This is a genomic window from Psychrobacter sp. SCQQ22, assembly GCF_015864605.1.
Taxonomy (GTDB): domain Bacteria; phylum Pseudomonadota; class Gammaproteobacteria; order Pseudomonadales; family Moraxellaceae; genus Psychrobacter; species Psychrobacter fozii.
The window spans coordinates 221,448-246,835 of record NZ_JADYWZ010000005.1 but is presented as its reverse complement, the minus strand read 5'-3'; the positions used below and the strand labels follow the sequence as shown (position 1 = coordinate 246,835).

Genomic DNA, 25,388 nt, shown 5'->3' with positions numbered 1-25,388 from the left:
TGCTGGTTTTTTCAGGATTGGTGAGTCTGGCTTTCAGAAAACCCTCTTGCAAAGCAAAAATTGCAATTTAATATTATTAGAAAATCATATGAGCACATAACGCAATAATCGGTAATGAGATAATGGTTCTTAATAGAAAGATTATCAATAACTGAAAAAAGCTCACTGGAATTTTTGTGCCTAGAATCAATCCACCCACTTCCGACATATAGATCAATTGAGAGACTGACAAGCAAGCGATGACAAACCGTGTTAACTCTGATTCTATTGAAGAACCGATAATAGCAGGTAAAAACATATCGGCAAAACCCACCATAATGGTTTTTGACATCTCTGCTGCAAAAGGTATATTCAATAATTCTAAGAATGGAATAAACGGCATACCTAAATAATCAAATACAGGGGTTTCTTCTGCAACGATTAAGCCCATCGTCCCGATTGCCATAACGACGGGTAATATTCCGATCCACATATCTAAAATATTCTTTAATCCATCATTTAAGAAAGTAGAAAAGCTTGGACTCTTTTCTGCTTTGTGAACCGCTTTATGTAAGCTGTGGGTAAATAACGTTTTTCCTTCAGGGATGGTTTCATGATCTCTATCACTATTTTCTACTACATACGTATCTTCAATTCTAGATAAAGGTAATAGTCTTGGTACGATTAACGCACAAACAATCCCGCATAAAGCAACCACCCCAATCATATTAAGAAAATAGCTTTCTAGTTTAACTTGAGAGATGACAACCAAACAGAATGTAATCGAAACTGCTGAAAAGCTGGTAGCAATAACGGCTGCTTCTTTTTTGGTATAAAATCCGCCTTCCAATTGTTTATCAGTTAATAACACGCCAATAGTGCCATCACCCAACCATGATGTCAGACAATCTACAGAGGACCTACCGGGCAAACCAAATAAAGGTCTCATTACTTTACTTAATAAAACACCAAAGAACTCTAATAAGCCAAAATCAAGTAGTAGTGGTAGCAATAATCCAGCTAAGAAAAACACGATAAAAAGTATTGGCATTAACTCATATAATATCAATCCACCGATACTATCTGAATATATTGCCTCAAACCCAAATTTAAAATAGGTAACGACAACAAAAAACGCACCAAGCATTCTAATGATAAGCCAAGGTGTTGTCACGTTCAGTAAGTTGTTTAAAAATGCATTATTTAGAATCAATGAAGGCTTCATGATTTTAGTATATAGCGTGCAACACAGTGTAATCATAATGGAGATTACAACAAGCAATGGTAAAACATCACCCATATAACCCTGTATATAATCCTTTAACACAGAGATAGGAATGGTAAATCCTTCTGCATATGATACAAACTTACCATCTACATAGGGGATTGGAAATACGAAAAGTAACAGACCTATTATAGAGGGTATAAAGAATTTTAAAAACTGTCTGGTACTGATACTGCTAACATCTTGACTTGAAGAACTAGATTTAATAATGTCCATATTATTGTTACTCGCAGTCCATTTTTTAACTAACCTAAATAAATATTTGCAATAAATACATTTAGGCTAGATGTTTTAACTCATTTTAAATATTTAATATTAGTAATTCTTTAAAAGGGACTGCGTCACTTTTTCTAAAATTTTAAATATTCTGTTTGAGTCATCTTTTGAATTGTTATACAAAGGATTGATTTCTGCCATTTCCCAACAGCATACTTTCTTATTTTTGATTAGCTCTATGTTAAGTTGCATTGCTTGTTCGTATGACAGACCATTCATTGCAGGCGTACCGGTTCCTGGCACATATAAAGGGTCAACGCTATCAACATCAAATGAGACATAAATGTGATCACAATATTCTAGCTTCTTAAAGATTTCCTCTACTGTAGAACTGATGCCTTTTTGAGTTATCTCAGCAACACTATATAAAGGGATTTTATGTCTTCTAATTAAATCCATTTCTTCTTCTTGATAGTCTCTAACGGCACAAAAGACCACGTTTTCTGGCTTGATTGAGGGTTCATCAGATGCCATGAATTTTAATTTTTCCCAATACTCTTTTTCTTTTTCAGAAAGCTCATTGCGCTGGCATTCTAGATTGTCAATGGCACACGCCATAGCCAAAGGCATGCCATGCATGTTTCCTGATCCACTGGTATAGGGCGAATGAAAGTCAGCGTGTGCGTCTATATAGACCACACCAATTTCAGCATCAGGATGCGCCATTTTTAGGCCGTGCATCGTTCCTGCGCAGCTAGAATGATCTCCAGCTAAGACAATGGGGAATTTATTCTCATTTCTTATATCTTTTATTTTATGTGCTAACTTAGAGATAATCGGTTCAATCACATCAGCATACTTTGCATGCGCAAATTGTGATTCCCCTTCATTATTACTATCATCCTCAATACTGTCGAATTGCAATTTTTCAAAATAATCTGCATTGAGTTCTTTTGATGACGCTTTTAATGCATCAATGCCTAGAGAAGCGCCTTTTTTATAGCCTGCAATATCTGAATAAACTTCTACTATTCTTATATTTTTCATTACATCAGTCATTATTTTGTCTCTATTAAATAAAATAATTTTTACATCATTTAAATTAAATTCATTTTTATATATGAAAGCTCTTGAAAATTAGCAGGTACATTTAAAAAACAAACATATCTATAACTGTTCAAGAGCCATACTAAATATAGAAAAAACTTAAAAAATAATGTTAGTTTTAAACACTACACAAAATAAGAGATACTTATCGTTTTGTAGTATTAATTACTGTTGCATTAATCACTTACGACATAGCCACAGATTCAGCTTCATTAGTCACTAGGCTATGATCTTTGCTATGGTCTTTCACTACCGAATATAAGTTTTTAGGGTCAGCTTGCTGAGGTATCAGATCTAAAATCTCATACCCGCCCTGCTTTTTGATCAAGTCGCGTAAAAAGACCAATGCCGTAAAGTCTTCTGAGGCAAAACCAACGCCATCAAATACGATGAGATCATCCGCTGAGGTTCGAGCCTGCACTTCACCTTTCAGGATGCGATGAAACTCAGTAACAGGGAAGTCGCTTGATAGATTTTGAATCTCTCCCTCAACGCGTGTCTGAGGCTCAAACTCTACAATCACATGATCTGCTCGCATCAATATATTGCTATCCAGTTCTGTTTTACCAGGACAATCACCGCCTATCGCATTGATATAAACACCTTTTGTGATTATATCGTCCCGTAAAATAGTGGCATTGGTTTTGTCAGCCGTACAGGTGGTAATGATCTCTGCACCTAAAACAGCTTCTTCTAACGTGCGACAAACAATGATTTTCAAACCTGAGTCTGCAAGATTATCAGCCGTTTTCTGTGATGCCGCTGGATCAATATCATACAAACGAACTTCTGAGATACCCATGATGGCTTTCATACCCAAGGCTTGAAACTCAGACTGAGCACCGTTTCCTATTAGCGCCAGTTTTGTAACGTCTTTTGGCGCACAATGTTTGGCCAACATAGCTGATGTGGCAGCCGTACGTAATGCCGTCAGGATACACATCTCTGTCAGTAAAATAGGATAGCCATTTTCGACATCAGACAAGATACCCATCGCCGCTACGGTCTGTAGATTTCGTGTGGTATTAATCGGATGACCATTGACATATTTGCAAGCAAACATCTCTCCATCGCTGACTGGCATCAACTCGATGACACCGTCTTTTGAATGCGAAGCAAAGCGAGAAGATTTTTCAAATTGATCCCAACGCAGATAATCTTGCTCTAAAGCATCCACTAGATCTGTAATGCATTGCTCAACGCCATAGTCATGAATCATTTTAGCCATCGCTTGTACACTAACGAATGGCACGCCTTCCTTGGGTGATACGATAAATTTAGACATTAATGCTGTTCCTTTTCATGAATATTGTTTGTTGAACCGACAATTAATATGCTACCAATTATAATTGTCAGTTAAAATGTCAATAACTTACTAAATATGGACGTATTTTTGACATATTGTTAAGTGCTACTTAGCATAATGTCAAAATTCAATGAAGGAAGCATTTTTATGGCGTATTACACTTATGACTCTTTAGATAGCGAACTGATATCTGAACTGCGACAAGATGGTCGAGCAACCATCTCAAACCTTGCTAAAAAACTCAAAGTTTCTCGTGCCACTGTCCAAAACAGATTGGACAGACTGATGCATAACGGCGCTATTTTAGGATTTACGATTCGAGTGCATGAAGCACTAGATAAAGAAACCGTCAAAGCGATGATGATGATTGAAGTGACCGGAAAATCTACGTCACAAGTGATTAGGAAGTTACGAGGTATACCGCAACTGATTAAGCTACATACGACCAATGGAGCATGGGATTTGGTTGGAGAGATACACACGACGAGCTTAAGAGAATTTGATGAAGTACTGCGTCAAGTAAGAGAAATTGATGGCATTCTTAATAGCGAAACAAGTGTTTTGCTTTCGAGTTTGTAAGGTAATTATATTCAGAAAAATATATTCAGCACTATTTAGAAAAATACGTTCAGCACTGTCGAAGAGGCCAAGCCAGAGACATATGCGTAAATATAATGGCATGCTAAAAGAGCATTTCTATCTATTTTTAAAGGAATGTGAATGGCGTTTTAACGACAGTAATCCAAAACGTCAATTACATCAGCCAAAACGATGGGTTAAAAAGGAACTGAATAATTTATCTAGGATAGCCCCTAGATAAATTTTTATTTGACGTGGACTGTATCTATTTTATATTTAACTAACTGTATATTGTATTTTTCTAAATTTTAGACAATAAAAAACCCTCACAAGTCAATGACTGTAAGGGTTTGAATTTGGTGGGCCCAGTAGGACTTGAACCTACGACCAAAGGATTATGAGTCCTTGTTTTTACAACAACAATACACAATATATAGCGATAAATAGTTGTAATTTTCGGTTGTAAGTCAGTTGATATAAGGGTTTAGGTTGTAATATAAACATATCTGTCAACAAGTAGATATATCTATCAATAAATTCAGAGTATCAAAATAGTATCAAAATGAATAGTATCAGAACTTTTTGAAAAGTAAGGGTCTACAAATAAAACTTTTAAGTGATTAGCAATAAAGGATATATCTTCCGTTCAATGTATGAAAAAAGTCCACATGTAGTTAGACTTGCGAATTAAAGTCCCTCAAGTATTTTTACGGATTTTGGCAGGGGTCAGATCGACTTATCAACTTCCGCAGGAAAGGTTTGAATATTCAATTCACGAATAGCAGTAGCTCTATTTTCAAACCCCAATATTAAGCACATCATCTAAGCAAAATACCAATTAAAGAAAAGTTGCTAACACTATGCACAATATAGTTTTGGCAACCTTTTTTACTTCTATAAAAATCAGTCATATCGTATATGAATTTATGATATTGATATTCTTATAACCGCACTAATGAGGTGGTTGGCATCTGACAAATCTCAAGCCAGCCTATGAAGTGATTTTTCTATAGCGTTAAACTTAGTGAAAGAAAGTACGAATTTTGAATATTACTAAAGAGCCATAAACATTTTCATTCATATAAGGACATCACTTATCTAGCTTAAAAGTAGCGAATCTATATATCGGATCAGACAATAAGATACTACTCTCGCTGTTGCCAGCCATTTTGACCTACAGGCAACCGATCAAGTAAGTCACATCTTGATCTCCAGTCAGATATGTGTATCTAATAAAGCTTTAAACCTATCGTTGTGCTATCGTTCTTTAAAGTGTAATAACTCATGCACGATAATATACTCTAAACAAGGAAGGGATTTTTAGCCAATTCAAGATTAAGTAATATTCGCCATTCCTCGATATCGCAGATACCCCATTTAGTTTTCATCTTTTGTACTTGCCAGCCACAGACAGTCCCATCGATCTGACCAGACCATTTATTGATTAAAATCTCTCAATTTAATGTCTACGGATTTGACAGCAAGGGTCACTAACTGATAATTAGAGTTATCAATAACATATGATGCGTATACAATGAAAGCACTAGGATAATCTTTTGACACGGTCTAACCAGAAGCATCTAAAGAGTTCATCAAAGCAGTCACTACTAAGTTGTTTACATTTTTGAGTGAAAAAACCACCTCGTCATAATCTGAAGGCAACTCGGCAATGGGTATCTTCACAAAACCATCCTTTCTTACTGCGCTTTCGCTCCATGCAAATCCGACACCTAAGTTTTGCTGTACCGCATCGTAAACACTTTCTTGAGTGTTGACGATATAGGTAGGGGTTATCTCTAAATTAATTTTTGCTAGTGCCTCATTTATAAGTTTTTGAGTGGTAGAGCCGTGCGTGCGGAATATGACGGTTTCCGACGCCAGCTCAGTTAAGCTTATAGACTCTCTTGATGCAAAAGGATGGTTCGGTGAGCATAAGGCAACAAGCCTTTGGGTAGCGCATTTCTTAAACTGTAACCTGTCATCCTTTGGCACATTTGCAAGAATGCCAACATCTACTTGACCGTTAACGACTCTACTGAACGTTTCATAGAAATTACCAAAATAGATTTCAGTCTGTAGCTTGGGATAGCGCTTACTAAACTGCCTGATAATTTCAGTTCCCGGTAGGGGGCTGCATAGAGCTACCTTTAATATAGCCGCTTCAAAGATTTTACTTCTTTGAATCAGCTGCTCTAGATCATCTTCAACTGCTCGTATTTTACTCGTTAACGATCCAAGCTCTAAGCAGTAATCTGTTGGCACAAGGTGCCTGCCACGTTGCATAAACAGCTTAAACCCAAGATTGTTTTCAAGCGCAGATAGTGCTTGGCTAATGGCAGATTGAGACACGCCTAACCGTTTAGCTGCCTGCGTATAATTACCTTCCTCAAGCACAGAATTTAATATGTTTAGCTGATTATAAGTATAAGGCTTTTTCGTCATATGACTACCGTTTTTCGTATCGATTTCAGAGATTGTCAGGCCTATCTCTGGGAAGTACGAGAAGTTATACACGATGAATAAGACTGAATGATTAAATATATAAGCTAACCTTATGTATGACACCAAACTGTCATACTCATCTCTTATATTAGTCACATGTAAACGATTAAAGCGTTGAGCAATTTACCTAAGTGTATTTGCTTGAGCTATTACTCACTGCTAATACCAAAATATAAGTTTGGGCTTAAATTATGTTAGAACTAAGAAATGTGACTAAGAAGTATGATGGAAAAGTTATTTTTGAGGATATCTCCTTAAAAGTGAATAAGGGTGAGATTGTTTCGATATTGGGCCCATCTGGCTGCGGGAAAACCACGTTGCTGCATATCATCTTAGGTCTAACCGATATCAATTCTGGTCGACTTGCCTATGATAATGAAGACATCACACGTGTACCTATGAAGCACAGAGGGTTCAATATTGTATTCCAAGACTACGCTTTGTTTCCTAACTTGAATGTAAAGCAGAATATCGAATATGGGCTGCGTAATAGACCTAACGTCAGCACACAAGCGGAGGTTGATGAGCTGGTTGACCTTTTGGAGATTAAGCCGCATTTGAACAAGCGAATCAGTCAGCTCTCTGGTGGGCAAAAGCAGCGTGTTGCATTAGCACGTACTTTAGTGATGAAGCCTAAAATTTTATTATTAGATGAGCCTTTATCTGCCTTAGACGGGGTTATTAAAGAGACCATTAAGGCACGTATTCGTGAGATTGCAGAGCGTTATGAGTTAACCACTTTGATTGTGACACATGATCCTGAAGAAGCGATGACACTCTCTGATCGTATTTTGTTGTTATCAGACGGCAAAGTAGCTCAATATGCCAAACCATCAGAAATCATCAAAAACCCTGCCAATGATTTTGTTAAGAGCTTTATCCTAAATCAGCTAAATATCAAACGTCGTAATATCTTGAGCCTATTTGAAACGGACGATGCGCCAGCTGATCCATTAGAAAAATACACTCAAATGAGACCTACACCAACTGGTAGCTCAGTTACTGAAGATATCAACGCCATAATCCAGCGCACAGCTGCTAAATCCATTAAAGACACTTCCACAAGTTAATCGCACTAGGCCAACGCTGGTCTCTCAAAACTTACTTATTTTGCGCGTAGGTCATTATGAAACTTAATAACTCACCGCTAATGAAAGCTTCATGGCTTTTCATTGGTGCGCTATTCATCGTCTTTATGTTTGTGCCTTTGGGCAAAATGTTGATGCTGTCATTTAATGTGGCTGATGGATTAGGTCTAAGCCACTATGTCGATATCATCAGCAGTAATGACTTCAGACAAGTGATGTTAAATAGTTTTTTTGTCGCCATTGTTAGTGCGATGAGTGCCACCTTTTTGGCATTTATCCTTGCCTATACGGTGCACTGGACTAACTTGCCAAAGGGTTTTAAACAAACCATTAAGCTTGCATCACTGTTCCCTATGCTATTGCCAACAGTGACTTATGGATTTGCCATTATTTACACCTTTGGTAAGCAAGGTCTACTCACTAAGATAATTGGCTTTCAGTTGTTTGAAGACATATATGGTTTCTATGGTATGTGGCTTGGCTACACCATCTATACCTTGCCAATAGCCTTTTTACTGCTTAACAATACCTTTCAGTATTTGGATAAGAAGTTCGTAATCGTATCAGAACTGATGGGCGATTCACGCTTACGCCAGATAGATATGACGGTCATTCGTCCTTTAATTGGTACGTTTGCAGCCGCTATCATTCAATGCTTCTTTTTAGCCTTTACTGACTTTGGTATTCCAGCCTCTATTGGTGGTCAGTACAAGGTTATCGCCACTGAGCTTTATACCCAAATACTGGGTGCATCTCCCTCGTTTGAAAAGGGATCTGTGGTTGCCTTATTTATGTTAATCCCCTCTATTTTGAGCATTCTACTGCTTTGGTATGTGTCTCGATTTAATGTCAGGTATGACTCAGTAGAGCATTTTGACTTGCCTACCTCTAAAGTCAAAGACAGAATTCTGGGTGTGTTGTCCAGCGGCATTTTGATTTCGCTGTTATTCGTATTTGCTGTGATATTCATCATTCCATGGATTAAGACATGGCCTTACGAGATGGCGTTTAGTACAGACACATTTACTAAGGTGATTGAGTCCTCGAACCTAATGCGAGTGTATAAAAATTCACTTATTGTTGCGACCCTAACGGCTGTTTTTGGCACCATTATTACCTATGTTGCCGCGTTGATATACGAGCGTTCAGGGCTATTCAAGATAGGTAAGTTGACGATCGAAAGCTCAGCTTTAGTGACCAATACAGTGCCAGGTATGGTTATTGGTATTGCTTATCTGATGGTTTTCTCAGGCTCATCTATATCTAACACCATCTTTATTATTGTGATTAGTAATATCATTCATTACTTCTCAACACCTTATCTCATGAGTAAAAACGCACTATCAAAAATGAACTTAGGTTGGGAGACCACAGCTTCTTTACTTGGAGACTCATGGCTACAGTCTTTACGCCGAATTGTTGTACCCAACTCAATATTTACACTTATCGAAGTGGCATCGTACTTCTTTATCAGTGCGATGGTCAGCATCAGTGCTGTGATATTCATTTCAGGTGCAAAGACGATGGTGCTTACTACAAAAATTGTTGAACTACAGCACTTTGCCCGCTTTGATGAGATCTTTATCTTGTCGCTGATGGTGCTACTCACAAATATCACGGCATTAATATTCTTCGCAGTGGCGCGATATCTTTATACCAGAAGCATGTATGGCACAACAAAAATAAAAGTGAAAAAAACCACAGTGACGACGGTCGCTTAGATATTTCAAAACAGTTTAGGCCTTAATGTGACGAAAACTAATTTAACCTTTAATCACTCAAATAATCAGGGAAAACAATGAATTTATTCAAAACGATAGTAACGGGATTGACTTGTGGAGTTTTAGTAGCAGGTTGTGGGTCGCAAAGCTCGGACGATACAGCTGGCGAGGAGGTGATTATTTATAGTAATGCTGATGAAGAGGCAGTCGAGGTTATTCAAGAGGTGCTTGATGAGGCAGGCTTTGAAGGTCAATACATATTTCAATCATTCGGAACAGGTGAGCTTGGTGGACGACTATTAGCAGAAGGAAAAAATATTGAAGCTGATATGGTGACAATGAGCTCGTTTTATATCCAAAGTGCTCAAGCAAAGAACCCAATGTTTAAAGCGTTAGCATTTACGGCAAATCCACAGATTGCGACGCCTAATTACTATGCACCTATCCTCAGCTTTACGGGTGCCATCTTACTCAATACCAAAGAGATGGAAGCCAATAATCTCCCCATACCTACCAGTGCCAAAGACTTAGCGAATCCTATTTATAAAAATCAAATTTCTATGGTTGATCCAAATGGCTCATCAACCGGTTGGTTGTTTGTACAGGATATTGCTGCTGAATATGGCACCGATGCTGAAGGTCAACAAATCATGAATGCTATTCGTGAAAATGCAGGACCTAATTTAGAGCTATCTGGCTCTGGTCCTCTTAAAAAGGTAATGGCAGGTGAGGTGCCTATCGGTTTCGGACTACGTCATCAGGCAGTCGCTAATAAAGCAAAAGGTTTACCAATTGATTTTGTGGATCCCAGTGAAGGTAATTACACATTGACTGAATCGGTTGCTGTTATTGATAAAGGAGAGAAAACAAATCCTAAAGCAATGAAAATGGCTGAATTAATTGTTACTAAAGCTCGCCCAGGTTTATTAGAGATTTATCCAAATATTGTGTATGACGGCGAGACAGTAGCTGCTGAGAATCAGATTGATAATTCTAAGACCTATCCAGAGCTATTAACTGCCGAACTGTTAGATAAGCACCGTGCTTTTTTCCATGGTGAGTAATTTTAGTTCAATCAAAATAATGCTCATTCATGCTTAGCTATATTAGTTCATAGGTTAAGCAAGTAGAGAGCTAATCAATAAAGATGTATGGGAAGAGCAGATATGACAATGAGCAAAATACTTTCTGATAAAACATACGATGTCGTCGTCGTAGGTGGGGGCATCGTTGGGCTGGCAAGCGCCTACGCCGCCGTTAAAAAGGGGCTGAGTGTTGCAGTTATAGAACGCCAGTCTCAGAACAAAGATGCTTCTATTCGTAATTTTGGATTTGTGACCGTTAGTGGTCAGCGTCGAGGTGAGCATTGGCAACGCGCCATGCACTCGCGTAATGTTTGGGCCGAGATTGCACCAAAAGCAGGTATTCAGATAGAGCATATCGGTCTGCATATGTTAATGCAGCGACCTGAAGCGGTAGAAGCGGCACAAGCTTTTTTAAAGACGGAAATGGGTGAGGGGTGCCGACTACTGACACAGTCTGAAATTAATGAAGCCGCGCCTTATCTGAAAAAGGGAGAAGGAGTGTTATATAGCCCGCATGAGCTCAGAGTAGAATCTAATACTGCAATCGCTAAGCTGGCTCATTGGCTACAAGAGACGCAGAGTGTGGATTTTTACAACCATACTACGGTGACTTCAGTGGAATTACCAAAAGTGCATACCAGCCGTGGTGTCCTTAACGCTGAGCATTGTGTGGTCTGCCCCGGAGCAGACTTTACTGGCTTATATCCAGAAGTACTCGCTAAGACCAAAGCCAAAATGTGCACACTAAATATGATGCGAGTTATGCCCAAACAAGCATTTAGATTAAATGCCGCTGTCATGTCAGATTTAAGCTTTGCCCGTTATGATGGATTTGCTCAGTTACCTGAAGCTACGGTACTAAAAACCTTACTTGACGATATTCAAAGTGTAGAACGTCAAGCAGGTGTTCACCTAATTGTGGTTCAGTCTGAAGATGGCTCACTCGTCATTGGCGATAGTCATGACTATAGTGATAGAGAACTGCCGTTTAGGGACACTCGAATTGATGATCTAATCATTAATGAATTTAAGCAGGTGATGGATATTGGTGAGATAGATATTACTCAGCACTGGTTGGGTGTATATCCAAGTGCAGATGACGTGGTATTTCAGACATCACCTGAAAAAGGCGTGGTGGTCGGTGCAGTCACCAGTGGTACAGGGGCATCAACAGGTTTCGCATTTGGCGAAGAGTTAATTGAATTGGTATTGGAATCAAAATGATGAATACAGTAAATAATAATATAACAAGCAGCAGCTCACATGGTGATAGTTTAACCAGTATTAAAAACAAATTTTTTGATATTAAGCTCTGTGTATTTGATATGGCTGGCACAACAGTAGATGAAAGTAACCTGGTTTATAAGACCGTATGTAATGCTATCAATGAAGCATTGAAGAGCACTGGCAAATCAGATAAGCAAGTGAGTCTTGAGTTATGTTTAGAATATGGTGCAGGTAAAGAGAAACGCAATGCCATCCGTGATATTCTGAATATGATAGATTTATCTAATGCTGATATTGAATCGTTAACGGATACGGCGTTTGCAGCATTTAAAGTCAATCTTGCAACTGCTTATAGCAAAGACACCTTGTCTGAGTTTGAAGGCATGTCAGAGTTGTTCGAGCAGTTGAAGGCGAGCGGTCGCAAAGTGGTATTAAATACAGGGTATGATGCTAAGACTGCTAATAAAATTTTGACTATCTTAGGTTGGTCTGTGGGGGATCAAGTAGATGCACTAGTAACAGCTGATGATGTAGATAATGGACGCCCAGGCCCTGATATGATTACTCTTGCGATGAAGCAGTTCAATGTTGATAACTCACAGCAGGTGTTAAAAGCAGGGGATAGTGGTATCGATATTGAAGAAGGTAGGAATGCAGGGTGTGGGCTGGTTTTAGGTGTGCTATCGGGTGCACAAAATGAGCAGCAGCTAGCGAAATATTCACCCGATGCGGTTTTAGACAAGCTGACTGAGTTAAAAGAGCTTATTTAGCTTAAAGCTAGGTCTAAGCTTCAAAATATACAACAGAATAGTAGAGCCATAAAAGTCATTACTTTTATGGCTTTTTTAATTTGGAGAAAACATCGCAGTTTCTGTGTAATTGCTGTTTAGATTAAAGGCTTACTAATACGGCCATCAAGCATAATCATAAAGTGATTTTCTGATGTCTTTAGGGTAGTCAAAGAATACCGTTAAGCCATCCTAGTTAATGCGTCAAGACAAAATAAGCTATATCAGCTGATTCTCTTGCCTGTAATGGCTTGGTGTCATGCCATAGTTTTTTTTGAAGGTGCTAGAGAATGCACTGTTATCGATAAAGCCGCTTGCTAGTACGATTTGGCTAATAGGTAGCGTAGTATGTTTAAGAATATATTTGGCGTGTTCAAGGCGCAATCGCACGTAATACTGTTGCGGTGAACAACTAAAATTTTTGTTAAATATGCGCTGTAATTGTCTACTTGATAATCCAAGATGACGGGCAATATCCTTAACGCTTAAAGGCTCTTCAAGATTGGTTTTCATCAATGCAATAGCATCTATAACATTGGTATAGCTACTGCTCAGTATTTTTGGCTTGGGCATATGTTGTACGTAAGTAGGCTCACGTATAGAGGTGATAATAAACATATCTTGTATCTTGGAAACGATGTGATGACCATGATGCTTATTGATGATATGTAAAGTCATATCCAATGCGCAAGCTCCACCTGAACAAGAGTATAGCTGCGGTGCTATTGTAAATATTTGGTCATTAAAAATAACACCTGGATAGCTTTCTTGGGCTACGCTGATGTTTTCCCAGTGCAATGAGGCTGCTTGCTGCTCAAGTAAGCCCGCAGCAGCCAATGCTAGCGCCCCTGTACACAAACCGCCAAGTGCAATATCCCGTACTGCCAATCGCTGAATTAAGGTAATGAGCTTACTAGACTCCAAGTAATCTGTTTGGTGTCCTCCGCATACAAATACCAAGTCGCAGGTTAATAAGTAGTCGAGTGGTGCAGTATGACTTAACTTAATACCGTTACTACTACTGGTTTTATTGTCATCGAATCCTGCCACCACCCACGAGTATAAGAGTTGCTCGCTCACATAATTTGCCATTCGAAGTGGCTCAATGATATTGCTGAACGCGAGCATGGTAAAGCCATTAATCAGTAGAAACCCAATACGCCTAGGCTTGTCTGTCATCTTTTTCGTTATCTGAGTCATCTTTTGTCGCCTTCAGAACACACCTCAAATTCTGGTTAATGTTAAGTTGTTTGTCCATATGTCCGATTATAAACATAAAATGTCGCTTATGAAAAAATACCTTATTAATTTTACCTCTATTATCGAACGTGTTCTCAGTTAATTATTACCTACTTTGGAGACGTTCCATGTCAGCACTAAAAGACCTCACTAGCACGTTATCTTCTACAGATTTTTCTCGAAAATCGATGAACTCATTAAACCTAGCCTCTTTAGATGGCTCATTAGATAATCTGCATCTCCCAAGTCTAATCGAAATTAAAAACGGCCAGAAAGTGCAACCGACTTTTAGTCATCAAGAATATGCAAATCGTCATGAGAAACTTCGTGAGTATTTAGACAACCATAATATTGCAGCGGTACTTTTCACCTCGATACATAACATCAATTACTACTCTGACTTCATATATTGCTCTTTTGGGCGACCTTATGGACTAGTCGTTACTTCAAAAGAAGTCGTGTCAATCTCCGCCAATATCGATGGTGGACAGCCTTGGCGCCGTACTGTGGGTGACAATAATATTGTTTACACTGATTGGCAGCGTGATAACTATTTCAAAGCCATTGCTCAACAAATTCCTCATCACGGACGTGTAGGTATTGAGTTTGATCATTTACCAATGGATCGCTTTGCTAAGCTCAAAGCTATCTTACCCAATGTAGAGTTTGTTGATATTAGCCTAGCATGTATGACCATGAGAATGGTTAAGTCCTCTGAAGAGATAGCGCTAATAACAAAGGGCGCTCAGGTCTGTGATATTGGTGGAGCTGCATTGGTACAGGCTGTTTATGATGGCGTGCCCGAATACGAAGTTGCCTTGGCATCTACACAAGCGATGGTGAAGGCTATTGGTGAGCAGTTTGGTCAAGTGGAACTCATGGATACATGGACATGGTTTCAGTCAGGTATTAATACGGATGGTGCCCACAATCCAGTGACCAATCGTCGTGTCCAATCGGGTGATATACTGAGTCTTAACTGTTTTTCTATGATAGCAGGCTACTATACCGCGCTTGAACGCACATTGTTCTTGGATAAATGTGATGCAGATTCACTACGCTACTGGCAGATAAATTGTGAAGTACATGAAGCAGGGCTTGAGCTTATCAAACCTGGCGTGCGCTGCTGCGATATCGCACATGAGCTGAATAAAATTTATGCAAAATACGACTTATTAGAAAAACGCAGCTTTGGTTATGGCCATTCTTTTGGTGTGCTCAGCCATTATTATGGACGCGAGGCAGGACTTGAGCTACGTGAAGATATTGAAACAGTGCTTGAGCCAGGTATGGTCATCTCTATGGAGCCGATGATTATGATTCCAGAGGGCATGCCGGGTGCTGGCGGTTATCGAGAGCATGACATTTTAGTCATCAATGAGACGGGCGCTGATAATATCACAGGCTTTAAGTACGGCCCTGAGCATAATATTATCGGTCGTTAATGTAGGGGAGTGTCATCAATAAATACTGTCTATATTGAGTGGGCTACCATGAATAATTTTCTTATTTTAAGCCCGCCAACATAGACGATGATGCACCTCGCACGATGCAATTATTTTCACATTTTACTTATTAAGGAAATAACATTATGGACCTGTTTCTTAACAGCTGGACGTTGTTTTGGTTTTTGACCATTAATGTACTGACGCTATTACTGGCAGTGAGTTATTTCTTCGTAGAGCGTCATAACAAGTAATGTAGTAAACGATACGAGGAATCGACATGTTTATTAATTGGATGATATTGTTAGCAGCAATTGCGCTTCTCATTGTATTGGCTAGTAAAGCGTCAAAAGTCATGTCAGCAGATGAGGAAAGTGGTTTTTTAGTAGCCGGCCGCTCATTAGGGCCTTTTGTTATGGCAGGTACTGTCGTGGCGACTGGGTTTAGTGGTTGGGGCTTTATGGGTTCACCTGGTGCCGCATACCAATACGGGACGATTGAGCTTTTAGGTAATTTCTTTTTTGCACCAGCCATGGTTGTCGCCGTATTATTTTTTGCGGTCTATTTGCGTAATAGAGCCATGAAGATGGGTAGTAGTACCATTCCTGAATTTATCGTCAATTTGCACTGTAATGATCGAAATTCAATATCTGCTCGCACTTTGCGTATTGTCACGTCTTTGGGCATGATTATATTTTTGACTGTATTTTTGACGGCTCAGATTAGAGCGCTTGGTATGTTGGGTAGTAGCTGGCTCGGTATTTCACCTCTTCTGGCTTCTGCGCTTTTATTGGTGATTATTACTATTTATACCATGGCAGGTGGATTGCTCGCCGTTGCTTGGACCGATACTTTTATGGTGATTGGGATGGCCACTGCTGCCATTTATATAGTGGTTCAGGTGTTCACTGATATTCCGTTAGCAGATATGATGACGCAGCTGAATGCGATAGATCCAAACCTTGTCAATCCAGAGAATTCTAACCCATATGGTAATGCCAAAGCTTCTGTTTTTCTAGTATTTGTCTATGCGCTTATCTTTAGTACTGCATTGCCCTATATGTCAGTACGTTTTTTGGCGATGAAATCTAATATCAGTATTGCCAAAACAGGCTTCTATACGGCCATTCTAGGGTGTATTTTGAGTTTGGTGCCTATCGTTGGCTTATATGTTCGTATCAAAAACCCAGGCCTGATCAATCCCGATGAAGCAATGCCTTGGTATTTAGCCAATGCCATTCCAAGTGTGGTAGGTAGTGTGATCACTTTGTTTATTCTCTTCGCTATGAAGTCTACGGCAAACTCTATCTTGCATACCTTGTCAACTGCTGCCTCACATGATTTGCGTTTGGCTATATTTGACAATAAACCTCGCACTGAGGCTGAACTATTGAAACTGAATAGATTGTGGGTCGCTATTGTGGCTGCTATCGCCTTCATTTCTACTTTCTTCTTACCTGAAGCGATGCTTAGCTATCTAGGCATATTCTCTAGCGGTACTTTAATGGCAGCTTTATCTGGCGTGCTTTTAGTTACCATCTTTTATAAAGGCTCAACGATGGCTGCTATTGCCTCTATTATCGTCGGTGCTGTTTGTAGTAGTTATCTCTTAACATCAGGTATTGTCGGCTGGGTAGAAGGACCTCTTATCGGATCAGCTGCATCAGCCATCACTTACGTGGTCGTTAGTGTATTGGTTCCTAATAGAGTCAAAGCCATATCAGAAGAAGCTGTCAGCGCTTAGATATAGATACTTATATTTATGAATACTTAACTGAGCCTAAGTTAACCGCTGAGTTTATTGACTGATAGTCATAAATTCAGCGGTTAACGTATTCAGTAAGGCTGGCAAGTACGAGTTGTATAGATAAGCTAATGCTGATTCACACTCAGTTATTTTGTACCAGTTTTATATTTACTTAATCATATTACGAACATTTTATGTTCAATAATAGAGGTGACTAGTCGTGGAAGCATTGAGCACCAGACCTATAGCAGTTGACGTCCAGCCATGGATTGGCACCATACAAATTGTTATGGCGGCCATATGTTGGGGCACACTTGGTATATTTTCGACTTATCTTAGTCAATTAGGTTTTAGTAGTTGGCAGATTACGATATTGCGTATCGTAACGGCAGCTATTATTGCTATAGCGATGTTGCCTAAGATCTGGAAACCATTAAGCAGGCTAACACTCGGTCAATGGTTTGGGCTTGGTCTACAATCCCTAATTGGCGTACTGGGTATGACGGTTTGCTACTTATTTGCAGTGCTTCATGTGGGTGCAGGCACGGCAGTCGCATTGCTCTATACGGCGCCGGTCTTTAGCTTGGCCTTCTCGCACCTATTATTAGATGAGCGAATTACTTATAAAGCTGCATTGCTGGCAGTTGTAGCAGTGATGGGCGTTGGTATGACTACGATGGGTGGCACTACTGAAGGGAAGTGGGGTATTGCCGTTGGGCTGATCTCTGGCGTTTGTTACTCTTTATATGGTGTGCTTGGTAAACGCGCCATGCATCATAAACACTCTGCACCGCTTGTCTTTTTTACGTCAATTTTGTTCAGTGGCATTGTATTATTGTTCATTCCTACCACGTATACAACTTATTATAAGCTGATACAGCTTCCCATTGTTAGCTGGATATATGTACTGGGCTTATCTTTGGTGGGTACGATTGCACCTTTTGCATTATATATGAAAGCATTAGAAAAATTACCGGCCACACGCGCGTCAGTATTTACTATCTTTGAACCTTTGACCGCAATATTTTTGGCAGTGTTGCTCCTGCATCAAGTGTTAGCAGGTATTCAATATATGGGTATTGTTTTGATTTTACTCGTTGCTTTATTAAATGGGCTAACAAATTCGACCAATGTACAACTGCCAAGATGTTTTAAAAGACAAAAATTATCGTAATTTAGTTTTATAAACATTATTATTTATAATGTGACTCTCTCAAATCAGTTGCTGAGCTCTCAAAAATAGTGAGTTGCGCTACGAGTTAATAGACAGTTATTAAAAGCACTCTAAATGTTGAGTATACAGCTTAGAGTTCGATGCCTGTATAACGCACAGAACGTATTCCCATAAACACACGTTATGATAAACTTTTTTAGCGGAAAAAGTCGGTTTAGGGTGGTCTGATTAAGCTATTGAGATAGTCATCAAAACACCACTAACACTTCGTTTGTACCATCAAGCTTATTTTGTTTGGAATAATGTTTTAAAGTGCTAGAAGCTGATGCGTCGTTAGCAATATGAAGAGTAAGCATGACATATGTCCTGTTTGCGAAAACGAGTGTCGAAAAGAAAAGCCTAATATGTCATCGCGTACTACTCTTAAGCCTTTTTATCTATGATTGCTTCGCTTATTTCTTGTGTATTGTCTAATTGAAATAATAATTAGAGCTATCAAAATTGGATAGATAATGAATATATCTACTCTTATTATCGCTCCAACTTGTGTTCTAGACCATATACCTATATAAATTTCCCATACAATACAAAGGACTATGGCGATTATCGTTGCCATTTGCACTTTGGTAATTTTTTTCACAGGTTTTCTCTCTTATTTACTCTCAAGACATGTTGGAAATGCAGAAGTATGTGCAAATACTTTAGATTGCTCATCCCATCTCCAGTATTTTTGCGTTTCTTCAGTATCGCCTGTTGGGGTCGGAATTACCCATACTGACGTTAGAATATTGCTTTCCTGTTTAAATGTAACATATGTGCCATTACCACCCCATTCTTTATCTTCTGGTAAAGCGTAAACCGTTCCATTTCGGCTATCGACCATCGCACCACTGACACAGCCTGAACCACAGCCCCATGTTATTACTACGTAATGGTTTGCAAAATTCACGTCCTGTTTCGCATATTCCCCACTAATCACAGTTCTATAACGTTTTGCAATTGGATGACTGTCGAAATTTATATTCGATTTTTCGATAGCTATTGGTTTAGCTTTTACCAGATCCGTCTCTTCAAGTACAGTATCAATAGCGGTAGTATGCATAAGATCCGTATTTGTACAGGCAGTCGTGAATACAGTTAATGCTAAAATTAACTGTATTTCAAAGTTTTTATATAGCACTTGTTCCATTCTATGACCCAGTAAACCTTTAAGAGGTGTTTAAAACTCATTAACCGTGTCAACCACAAACTGACGAGAAGCCTCACTATCTATCATATGATACTGAATTTGGCGTGTTTTACCTTGTGGATTGGCATTGCTATCGTTTTCTAAATAGAGTGGGAAACGTCTAACCAATACATTCTCAACCAATGCAAACGCATCATGACCCATATAACCTTGTTTGAGTTTATCAGTCAGCTCTGGATAAGAGACTTCACTCCATGACAGCCCTTTATTGCTCGAATAAGCAATCACGTCACCATATGAACCACTACCCACACTTTGAGTGAATACTAGAATTTCAGGATATCCATCGCCATTCATATCACCCACATCGGCACTAACAACAGGATCGCTAATTGGTCGTTCGATAATGTCTTCACCCATGGGCTGAATCTGCAAGATATAACCACCATTGCCGTCAGAGGTACTGGTCACTTGAGTAGAAAAATCACCATAGTTGAGTGAGGTAGCGTATTGCGAGTTATCCAATTGTCGAGTATCCAGCGTATCACTTAATTTTTGATATACGCCACCAAGCGTTGCACCGCCGCTACAATAAAAAGCTGTTTTTTGTAGATAAGATTTTTCGCCTTCAATGGATAAGCTATTGTCATCAAAGCGCAAATAAACGGGGTTATTATCTACCCAAAACTGATATCGTCCATCATTAGCTTTATGAAGTACGGTGTCTAATGTACAAGTAGGTTTCTTTTTGTCTATGCGAGAACGAATAGACAAACTAATAGTGTTTGGACCAGCATCACGTACGCTGATCGAAAACCAGTCATAACCCTCGTTACGTTTTGTATAGCCGTCTGTGACGTAATCGCCCGTTATATTGTTAGTATGTTTATCAGTTACGGTTGTTGTAGGTAGGTTTTTTTGTAAAACCGTTGTTGTCTCTAGGCTCTGCTTATTGGTGTTCTGGCACGCAGTCAGACTTAATATCAGTATGCTGAGCAGTAACGTTTTTCTCATAATAATTTTTAGTCCTTCAGAAGATTGTTATATAGGCAATTCATAATAAATTCATTACAGCCCACATCATTTAGCAATTTAAAAAACCATTATCCATTCTTGGCGTGGAATATTGGTTTGTACTCATTTTTCTCAATGGGGTCTAAGTCAGGGCACTAGAGGATAGTGGAGTTCAAAGCCTGTGACCGTGTGTATTCAGTAACCTTACCACTACCACTACCACTATACAGTAAGCGTGATCTTACCCACTGCTTTACCTGATTCAAGATGGTCATGCGCGCGCGCTACCTCCCAAATAGAGTAGTTACTATCATCTATGATAGGCGTGATTTTGCCACTATCAACCAGCTCTGCAATCATTGTCAGGATACGACCGTGCGATTCATGGTTGACGCCATGAAATAATGGAATGAGCACCAAAACACCGTGAAAGGATAAGGCTTTGAGAGCAACTTGCAATGGATCTGCAATGGGTAAGATAGTGGCAACATGGCCATTGAATCTAACGGCTTGAAAAGATTTTTGAATATTATCACCAGCCACCGTATCGAAAATTTTGTCAAAACCCACGCCGTTAGTATACATCGCCACATAATCATCAACCTCCGCTGTTGTATAATCCACTAGATGATCCGCGCCTAGTGTTTGTGCTAGTGCACTATTAGCAGGAGAGTAGGTAGCGGTGACTGTCGCGCCAAGTACTTTTGCTAGCTGAACGGCAATATGACCAACGCCCCCTGTTGCACCATGAATCAAGACATTATCGCCTTCTTTGACATTCATTTTTTGTACGAGTGCCTCATAAGAAGTGAGTGCGACCAACGGCAGGGCTGCGGCTTGCTTCATGCTGAGTGTTTTAGGCTTTTTAGCCATTAAACGCACATCAACTAACATGAATTCAGCAAGTGCACCATCAATACCGTTGAGGCCACCAGCCATACCATAAACTTCGTCACCAACACTAAATTCAGTGACGTCGGCACCTATCTCGCTCACAATACCAGCTACATCACCGTGTAGTATCTCTGGCAAATTCTCCGACCAAGGCAGCTCGACTGAGCGCAGCATGGTATCAATAGGATTCACACTAGTGGCTTTCACTTCCACAACCATATGACCTAGTGTTGCAGTTGGTTTTGGTTTTTCTGCCAATTGAAAAACTGCAGTTGTACCGATTTCTTTAATGATCATCGCTTTCATGTTATTGCCCTTTACTGGTGTGAATGTCTTATTGTTTGTTTCAGGACAATCAGTTTAGACGTTGCTAATCCAGCATACCATTACCCAGTAAACAAATTACTTTTGCTTTTTGAGCAAGCCATGGTTACAGTTAAATGGAATACCTATCAACTTAATAAAGGAGTGGCGATGAGCTCAATAAATCGATTGGCATATTTCAATAGTGTTGTCGAAACCGGTAGCATTTCAGAAGCCAGCCGCATCTTTGATGTACAGCCGTCTTCCATTTCACGGCAGTTAGCAGTGCTTGAAAAAGAGTTGGGAGTACGTCTGCTCAATAAAACGACCAGAAACACCAGTTTGACTGAAGCGGGGCACAAATATTACGAATACTCTCAGCGAATTGTGTCAGAGTTTGATAATGCCAAAAGAGCCGTTAATGATTTACAAATAACGCCACAGGGTAAGCTTAAAATCAGCATGACAGTCGGTTTTGGTGAAAGTATGGTATTACCATTGATACCGAAATTTATGTCGTTATATCCAGATATTGATATAAAAATTGAGTTAACAGAGCGGGTTGTAGATCTTATAGAAGAAAATATTGACGTGGCTATTCGAAGTGGACGCTTATCTGATTCGACCATGGTTGCCCGACGCTTGGTATTTAATGATTTTTTACTGTGTGCAAGCCCCCAATATTTAAAAAATAATGGTATGCCTTGTGGGGTTGACGATCTAGCTAATCATCAATGTATTCGATATGGTTATAACGGTTGGAAAGAGTGGTTTTTGATAGCAGAAGATAGTAAAAAACTGATGATTAATAGTCAGGTTTCAGTCAACTCCGTGAATGGTCAGAAGCAGCTGGTATTGAATCATACAGGTCTGACGCTAATCCCATTGTGGGCTGTTAAAAGTGAATTGGCGAACGGGTCATTGGTTCAAGTCATGCCAGATCATGTTTTTAGTCCCTATGAAGAACTTAGTGCTACTTACGCTATTTATTTAAAGCGAGATATGGTCTCACCAAAAACACGCGTTTTTTTAGATTTTCTGGTAGAGCACATGATAGCGATTTGAGTTTGGGTCTACAGCTTGATCGCACAAATTTTTATAGTCAACGCCTGCTAAATGCATTTTAACGAATATTGATATTTTTAAAGACCGAGTATGAATAGTTTATGAAAAAATAGGAGAGCGCCCAATATGCGTATTATTTCATATAGGATACATGCCTAGGCACTCATGACTTGATGAATACTTCTAAATTTAAAATGACTTATTATTCTTAAATATCAGCCTATGGAGCTTTCATGACATCTAAATTATTTATCAGTGGCTCAATTATGCTGGCCGTCGCTGGAATGTCTGGGCTGATGGAAAGCTTGTTTTATGGTGGCATTGCTTCTGATGGCGTGCTTCAAGACAGCTTGTTTTTACCTCTGACTTTTATTTTTTTAGCCTTAGCAGTAATCCTTTATTGCTTATCACTAATCATGCAGGTAAAAACAAGCGTGACAGGGACTCAAATGAACTAAACACTTATTCCACAACCACATTATCAATCCGTGTCATCTTTTCGCCCGCTTTAAACGTCAGAGCATAAACACTAGACCTGACGTTTTTATTTTGGTCGGTTTCGGTTGGGGGCTGAGGTATGCTGACATTGACAGTTTCTTGTCCATTATAGTGTATGTCAGTCAGCGTACTGTACTTTCCTAAGAGCTGTTGATTATGTTGAGTGATATTATTGGTGTTGTAATCTAGCTCAAAAAATCCCAAATAAAGTGAGCTGCTAGGAAGGTTTGGATTATCTAAATTAGACAGTGCTTCATCTGATACAGGGGTACTATTGGTTAGTGTATAAGGAGCGATGAATTTAAAATTTTTTTTATCTTCTGGGCTGTTTAACGCGGTGATATTGGTATAGTCCAGCGACGCTGAATAATTTTTATTATTTGCTAATACACCTCTCACATATGGTTTGCTACCTTGGCTGTCATTCCAAACTTTATTGACTTATCGAGCAGCACTGCAAAAATTGATACCTTGTTATTGACATCGACACATGCTGCTATGACCAGTCTTTGGTTTATATTAATAGCTTCTACGGTTTTTTAATCTATACCCCCATCGGCTCACTGCTTTTTTTAGTCAATACGTAGTGAGCAATCATACCGATACAAATGCCCCAAAACACCGAACTTAACCCCAGAAATTGCATACCGGATGCCGTGGCTAAAAAAGTAATCAGTGCTGATTCTCTTTGACTATCATCTTTCATAGCAACAGTTATATTGGCTGAGATAGCACCCAGCAATGCCAGACCAGCTAAAGCCGCGATCAGCTCTGTAGGCAATAAGCTAAAGACTAGCACAATACTACTCGCAAATAACCCTCCTAATAAGTAAAAGAGACCATTGGCGACACCAGCGATATAACGCTTTTCTTTGAGCTCATGCGCATCTTTTCCTGTACATAAGGCGGCGGTAATGGCTGCTAATGTAATAGTAATACCTCCTACGCAAGCAACAATTAATGAAGCAATGCTAGAGGCCATGACAATAGGTTTCGCGGGAGTGTCATAGCCACTTAAATTCAAGATAGCCATCCCGGGTAAAAACTGACCACTTAAGCTCACAAGAATAAGAGGGATTGCAAGGTTAAATGTTGAGTACCATGACCATTCTGGCCATATGAGGGTGGGTATGGTCATGGTGAAATCGATATCAACAGGATTCATCTTGCCAAATAACAAACTCAAGATGACGCCACATAATAATACCCAAATCATGGTATAGCGCGGTGCCAAGCGTTTGGCCAATAAATAACAGCCCAACATACTAAAAATGATGAATGGCATGGTATCAGTGGCGACAAATAACCCTAAGCCAAACTGAAATAAGATACCTGCCATCATGCCAGCGGCAATACTATTAGGAATCCACCGTAGGACCTTATCAAAATAGCCTGTCGCACCGACAGTGAAAATGACAATGGCTGAGATAATATAAGCGGCAACAGCTTCATTGATACTCATCTGCGGAAATAGTGTCACGAGGAGCACCGTCCCTGGAGCAGACCAAGCAGTAACGATAGGTGCTTTATACTTGATGGAAAGATAGATGCCAGGTATCGCTGTGCCTATCGATATACCCCAAATCCAAGACGCCATCATGGACTCTGACACTTGCGCGACTTGTGCCGCTTGAAAGAAAATAACCAGTGGCCCAGCGTAAGCAATAAGCACCGCTAAAAATCCAGCAACAGATGCTGACATTGACCAATCTTCTTTCAAGTCTCGTATTGAAGCTGTCATCCTACGTTCCTACAAGTTTTAAATTATTGATTTCTTGTTTTTATAATAAGTTTGAGTTCGCATGCGATATATGACCTCTTATATGAATAGTTGCCGAACAATAAAGCCTTAGCCACGACAACATATCATATCGACAAAAAAATAAACGTCCTTTATATCTTCTAGAGCATTGGCCAAAATGTCACCGTCTACCGTA

The 25,388-nt window shown here is 39.4% G+C and carries 22 protein-coding genes and 1 pseudogene; 12 read left to right on the top strand and 11 right to left on the bottom strand.

Translation table 11 applies throughout. The annotated features are described in order from the left end of the window. Positions 1-76: 76 nt before the first annotated feature. The 3 genes from I6E84_RS08930 to I6E84_RS08920 form a co-directional block, all read right to left on the bottom strand. Positions 77-1,480, bottom strand: a complete 1,404-nt coding sequence (locus tag I6E84_RS08930) for a YjiH family protein (protein WP_197217557.1) — start codon at positions 1,478-1,480, stop codon at positions 77-79. Between the two features lie 99 nt (positions 1,481-1,579). Further along, positions 1,580-2,539 carry an arginase gene (locus I6E84_RS08925; protein ID WP_197217554.1) on the bottom strand — a complete coding sequence of 320 codons (960 nt, stop codon included), beginning with the start codon at positions 2,537-2,539 and terminating at the stop codon, positions 1,580-1,582. A gap of 232 nt (positions 2,540-2,771) precedes the next feature. After that, positions 2,772-3,872 (bottom strand): ornithine cyclodeaminase, encoded by a 1,101-nt coding sequence (locus I6E84_RS08920; protein WP_197217552.1) that lies wholly within the window; start codon positions 3,870-3,872, stop codon positions 2,772-2,774. Between the two features lie 168 nt (positions 3,873-4,040). On the opposite strand from I6E84_RS08920, the gene I6E84_RS08915 reads away from it, so the two are divergent. Together I6E84_RS08915 and I6E84_RS14115 are read left to right on the top strand one after the other, a co-directional pair. Then, a complete protein-coding gene (locus I6E84_RS08915; protein WP_110923720.1) occupies positions 4,041-4,472 on the top strand; it encodes an Lrp/AsnC family transcriptional regulator in 432 nt (143 codons plus the stop codon). A 70-nt stretch (positions 4,473-4,542) separates the two neighbouring features. Next, positions 4,543-4,713 (top strand): annotated as a pseudogene (locus tag I6E84_RS14115) (IS1595 family transposase); the annotation flags it as partial. A 1,060-nt stretch (positions 4,714-5,773) separates the two neighbouring features. Here the strand turns inward: I6E84_RS14115 and I6E84_RS14285 are convergent. Further along, positions 5,774-5,917: a YgjP-like metallopeptidase domain-containing protein gene (locus I6E84_RS14285; protein WP_413786948.1), complete on the bottom strand. Its 144-nt coding sequence runs from the start codon at positions 5,915-5,917 to the stop codon at positions 5,774-5,776. A 121-nt stretch (positions 5,918-6,038) separates the two neighbouring features. Continuing rightward, positions 6,039-6,914, bottom strand: coding sequence for a LysR family transcriptional regulator (locus tag I6E84_RS08895; RefSeq protein WP_197217550.1), 876 nt, complete (start codon positions 6,912-6,914; stop codon positions 6,039-6,041). A 251-nt stretch (positions 6,915-7,165) separates the two neighbouring features. Here I6E84_RS08895 and I6E84_RS08890 point away from each other — a divergent pair, with 251 nt between their 5' ends. The 5 genes from I6E84_RS08890 (at position 7,166) to I6E84_RS08870 (ending at position 12,865) form a co-directional block, all read left to right on the top strand. After that, on the top strand, positions 7,166-8,044 hold the full coding sequence (locus tag I6E84_RS08890; protein ID WP_197217549.1) for an ABC transporter ATP-binding protein: 879 nt from the start codon (positions 7,166-7,168) through the stop codon (positions 8,042-8,044). A 56-nt stretch (positions 8,045-8,100) separates the two neighbouring features. After that, positions 8,101-9,783, top strand: coding sequence for an iron ABC transporter permease (locus I6E84_RS08885; protein ID WP_197217546.1), 1,683 nt, complete (start codon positions 8,101-8,103; stop codon positions 9,781-9,783). A 77-nt stretch (positions 9,784-9,860) separates the two neighbouring features. Beyond that, on the top strand, positions 9,861-10,847 hold the full coding sequence (locus I6E84_RS08880; RefSeq protein ID WP_197217544.1) for an ABC transporter substrate-binding protein: 987 nt from the start codon (positions 9,861-9,863) through the stop codon (positions 10,845-10,847). A gap of 108 nt (positions 10,848-10,955) precedes the next feature. Then, a complete protein-coding gene (locus tag I6E84_RS08875; RefSeq protein ID WP_227681402.1) occupies positions 10,956-12,092 on the top strand; it encodes a TIGR03364 family FAD-dependent oxidoreductase in 1,137 nt (378 codons plus the stop codon). Further along, entirely contained in the window at positions 12,089-12,865 is a 777-nt protein-coding gene (locus tag I6E84_RS08870; RefSeq protein ID WP_265090860.1) for a phosphonatase-like hydrolase, read from the top strand. The genes I6E84_RS08875 and I6E84_RS08870 overlap by 4 nt, the downstream gene beginning before the upstream one ends. Positions 12,866-13,102: 237 nt before the next feature. Here I6E84_RS08870 and I6E84_RS08865 read toward each other — a convergent pair whose 3' ends face one another. Continuing rightward, the gene (locus I6E84_RS08865; protein ID WP_194196764.1) at positions 13,103-14,083 is read right to left on the bottom strand and encodes a GlxA family transcriptional regulator; all 981 of its coding nucleotides are present in this window, start codon (positions 14,081-14,083) and stop codon (positions 13,103-13,105) included. A 227-nt stretch (positions 14,084-14,310) separates the two neighbouring features. Between I6E84_RS08865 and I6E84_RS08860 the strand changes: the two genes are divergently transcribed. The 3 genes from I6E84_RS08860 (at position 14,311) to I6E84_RS08850 (ending at position 18,488) form a co-directional block, all read left to right on the top strand. Then, positions 14,311-15,567 carry a M24 family metallopeptidase gene (locus I6E84_RS08860; protein ID WP_227681414.1) on the top strand — a complete coding sequence of 419 codons (1,257 nt, stop codon included), beginning with the start codon at positions 14,311-14,313 and terminating at the stop codon, positions 15,565-15,567. 280 nt (positions 15,568-15,847) lie between these two features. Then, positions 15,848-17,311 (top strand): sodium:solute symporter family protein, encoded by a 1,464-nt coding sequence (locus I6E84_RS08855; protein ID WP_194196763.1) that lies wholly within the window; start codon positions 15,848-15,850, stop codon positions 17,309-17,311. A 223-nt stretch (positions 17,312-17,534) separates the two neighbouring features. Further along, a complete protein-coding gene (locus I6E84_RS08850) occupies positions 17,535-18,488 on the top strand; it encodes a DMT family transporter (RefSeq protein ID WP_320158635.1) in 954 nt (317 codons plus the stop codon). A gap of 652 nt (positions 18,489-19,140) precedes the next feature. Here I6E84_RS08850 and I6E84_RS08845 read toward each other — a convergent pair. The 3 genes from I6E84_RS08845 to I6E84_RS08835 form a co-directional block, all read right to left on the bottom strand. After that, positions 19,141-19,677, bottom strand: coding sequence for a hypothetical protein (locus I6E84_RS08845; protein WP_197217540.1), 537 nt, complete (start codon positions 19,675-19,677; stop codon positions 19,141-19,143). A 30-nt stretch (positions 19,678-19,707) separates the two neighbouring features. Continuing rightward, the gene (locus I6E84_RS08840; RefSeq protein ID WP_197217538.1) at positions 19,708-20,691 is read right to left on the bottom strand and encodes a hypothetical protein; all 984 of its coding nucleotides are present in this window, start codon (positions 20,689-20,691) and stop codon (positions 19,708-19,710) included. Between the two features lie 222 nt (positions 20,692-20,913). After that, on the bottom strand, positions 20,914-21,891 hold the full coding sequence (locus I6E84_RS08835) for a zinc-dependent alcohol dehydrogenase family protein (protein WP_197217536.1): 978 nt from the start codon (positions 21,889-21,891) through the stop codon (positions 20,914-20,916). Between the two features lie 168 nt (positions 21,892-22,059). Here I6E84_RS08835 and I6E84_RS08830 point away from each other — a divergent pair, with 168 nt between their 5' ends. Both I6E84_RS08830 and I6E84_RS08825 read left to right on the top strand, forming a co-directional pair. Continuing rightward, complete coding sequence (locus tag I6E84_RS08830) at positions 22,060-22,953, top strand: LysR family transcriptional regulator (RefSeq protein WP_197217534.1); 894 nt, start codon at positions 22,060-22,062, stop codon at positions 22,951-22,953. A gap of 233 nt (positions 22,954-23,186) precedes the next feature. After that, positions 23,187-23,411, top strand: a complete 225-nt coding sequence (locus I6E84_RS08825; protein ID WP_197217532.1) for a hypothetical protein — start codon at positions 23,187-23,189, stop codon at positions 23,409-23,411. 4 nt (positions 23,412-23,415) lie between these two features. Here the strand turns inward: I6E84_RS08825 and I6E84_RS08820 are convergent, their stop codons facing one another. Further along, entirely contained in the window at positions 23,416-23,850 is a 435-nt protein-coding gene (locus I6E84_RS08820) for a hypothetical protein (RefSeq protein WP_197217530.1), read from the bottom strand. A gap of 145 nt (positions 23,851-23,995) precedes the next feature. Next, complete coding sequence (gene benE, locus I6E84_RS08815) at positions 23,996-25,192, bottom strand: benzoate/H(+) symporter BenE (RefSeq protein ID WP_197217528.1); 1,197 nt, start codon at positions 25,190-25,192, stop codon at positions 23,996-23,998. Positions 25,193-25,388 lie beyond the last annotated feature (196 nt).

What these genes read in the sequence shown, in the direction of transcription:
- I6E84_RS08930 (WP_197217557.1), bottom strand. Translation starts at nt 1,480, where the DNA reads ATGGACATTATTAAATCTAGTTCTTCAAGTCAAGATGTTAGCAGTATC.
- I6E84_RS08925 (WP_197217554.1), bottom strand. Translation starts at nt 2,539, where the DNA reads ATGACTGATGTAATGAAAAATATAAGAATAGTAGAAGTTTATTCAGAT.
- I6E84_RS08920 (WP_197217552.1), bottom strand. Translation starts at nt 3,872, where the DNA reads ATGTCTAAATTTATCGTATCACCCAAGGAAGGCGTGCCATTCGTTAGT.
- I6E84_RS08915 (WP_110923720.1), top strand. Translation starts at nt 4,041, where the DNA reads ATGGCGTATTACACTTATGACTCTTTAGATAGCGAACTGATATCTGAA.
- I6E84_RS08895 (WP_197217550.1), bottom strand. Translation starts at nt 6,914, where the DNA reads ATGACGAAAAAGCCTTATACTTATAATCAGCTAAACATATTAAATTCT.
- I6E84_RS08890 (WP_197217549.1), top strand. Translation starts at nt 7,166, where the DNA reads ATGTTAGAACTAAGAAATGTGACTAAGAAGTATGATGGAAAAGTTATT.
- I6E84_RS08885 (WP_197217546.1), top strand. Translation starts at nt 8,101, where the DNA reads ATGAAACTTAATAACTCACCGCTAATGAAAGCTTCATGGCTTTTCATT.
- I6E84_RS08880 (WP_197217544.1), top strand. Translation starts at nt 9,861, where the DNA reads ATGAATTTATTCAAAACGATAGTAACGGGATTGACTTGTGGAGTTTTA.
- I6E84_RS08875 (WP_227681402.1), top strand. Translation starts at nt 10,956, where the DNA reads ATGAGCAAAATACTTTCTGATAAAACATACGATGTCGTCGTCGTAGGT.
- I6E84_RS08870 (WP_265090860.1), top strand. Translation starts at nt 12,089, where the DNA reads ATGATGAATACAGTAAATAATAATATAACAAGCAGCAGCTCACATGGT.
- I6E84_RS08865 (WP_194196764.1), bottom strand. Translation starts at nt 14,083, where the DNA reads ATGACTCAGATAACGAAAAAGATGACAGACAAGCCTAGGCGTATTGGG.
- I6E84_RS08860 (WP_227681414.1), top strand. Translation starts at nt 14,311, where the DNA reads ATGAACTCATTAAACCTAGCCTCTTTAGATGGCTCATTAGATAATCTG.
- I6E84_RS08855 (WP_194196763.1), top strand. Translation starts at nt 15,848, where the DNA reads ATGTTTATTAATTGGATGATATTGTTAGCAGCAATTGCGCTTCTCATT.
- I6E84_RS08845 (WP_197217540.1), bottom strand. Translation starts at nt 19,677, where the DNA reads ATGGAACAAGTGCTATATAAAAACTTTGAAATACAGTTAATTTTAGCA.
- I6E84_RS08840 (WP_197217538.1), bottom strand. Translation starts at nt 20,691, where the DNA reads ATGAGAAAAACGTTACTGCTCAGCATACTGATATTAAGTCTGACTGCG.
- I6E84_RS08835 (WP_197217536.1), bottom strand. Translation starts at nt 21,891, where the DNA reads ATGAAAGCGATGATCATTAAAGAAATCGGTACAACTGCAGTTTTTCAA.
- I6E84_RS08830 (WP_197217534.1), top strand. Translation starts at nt 22,060, where the DNA reads ATGAGCTCAATAAATCGATTGGCATATTTCAATAGTGTTGTCGAAACC.
- I6E84_RS08825 (WP_197217532.1), top strand. Translation starts at nt 23,187, where the DNA reads ATGACATCTAAATTATTTATCAGTGGCTCAATTATGCTGGCCGTCGCT.
- benE (WP_197217528.1), bottom strand. Translation starts at nt 25,192, where the DNA reads ATGACAGCTTCAATACGAGACTTGAAAGAAGATTGGTCAATGTCAGCA.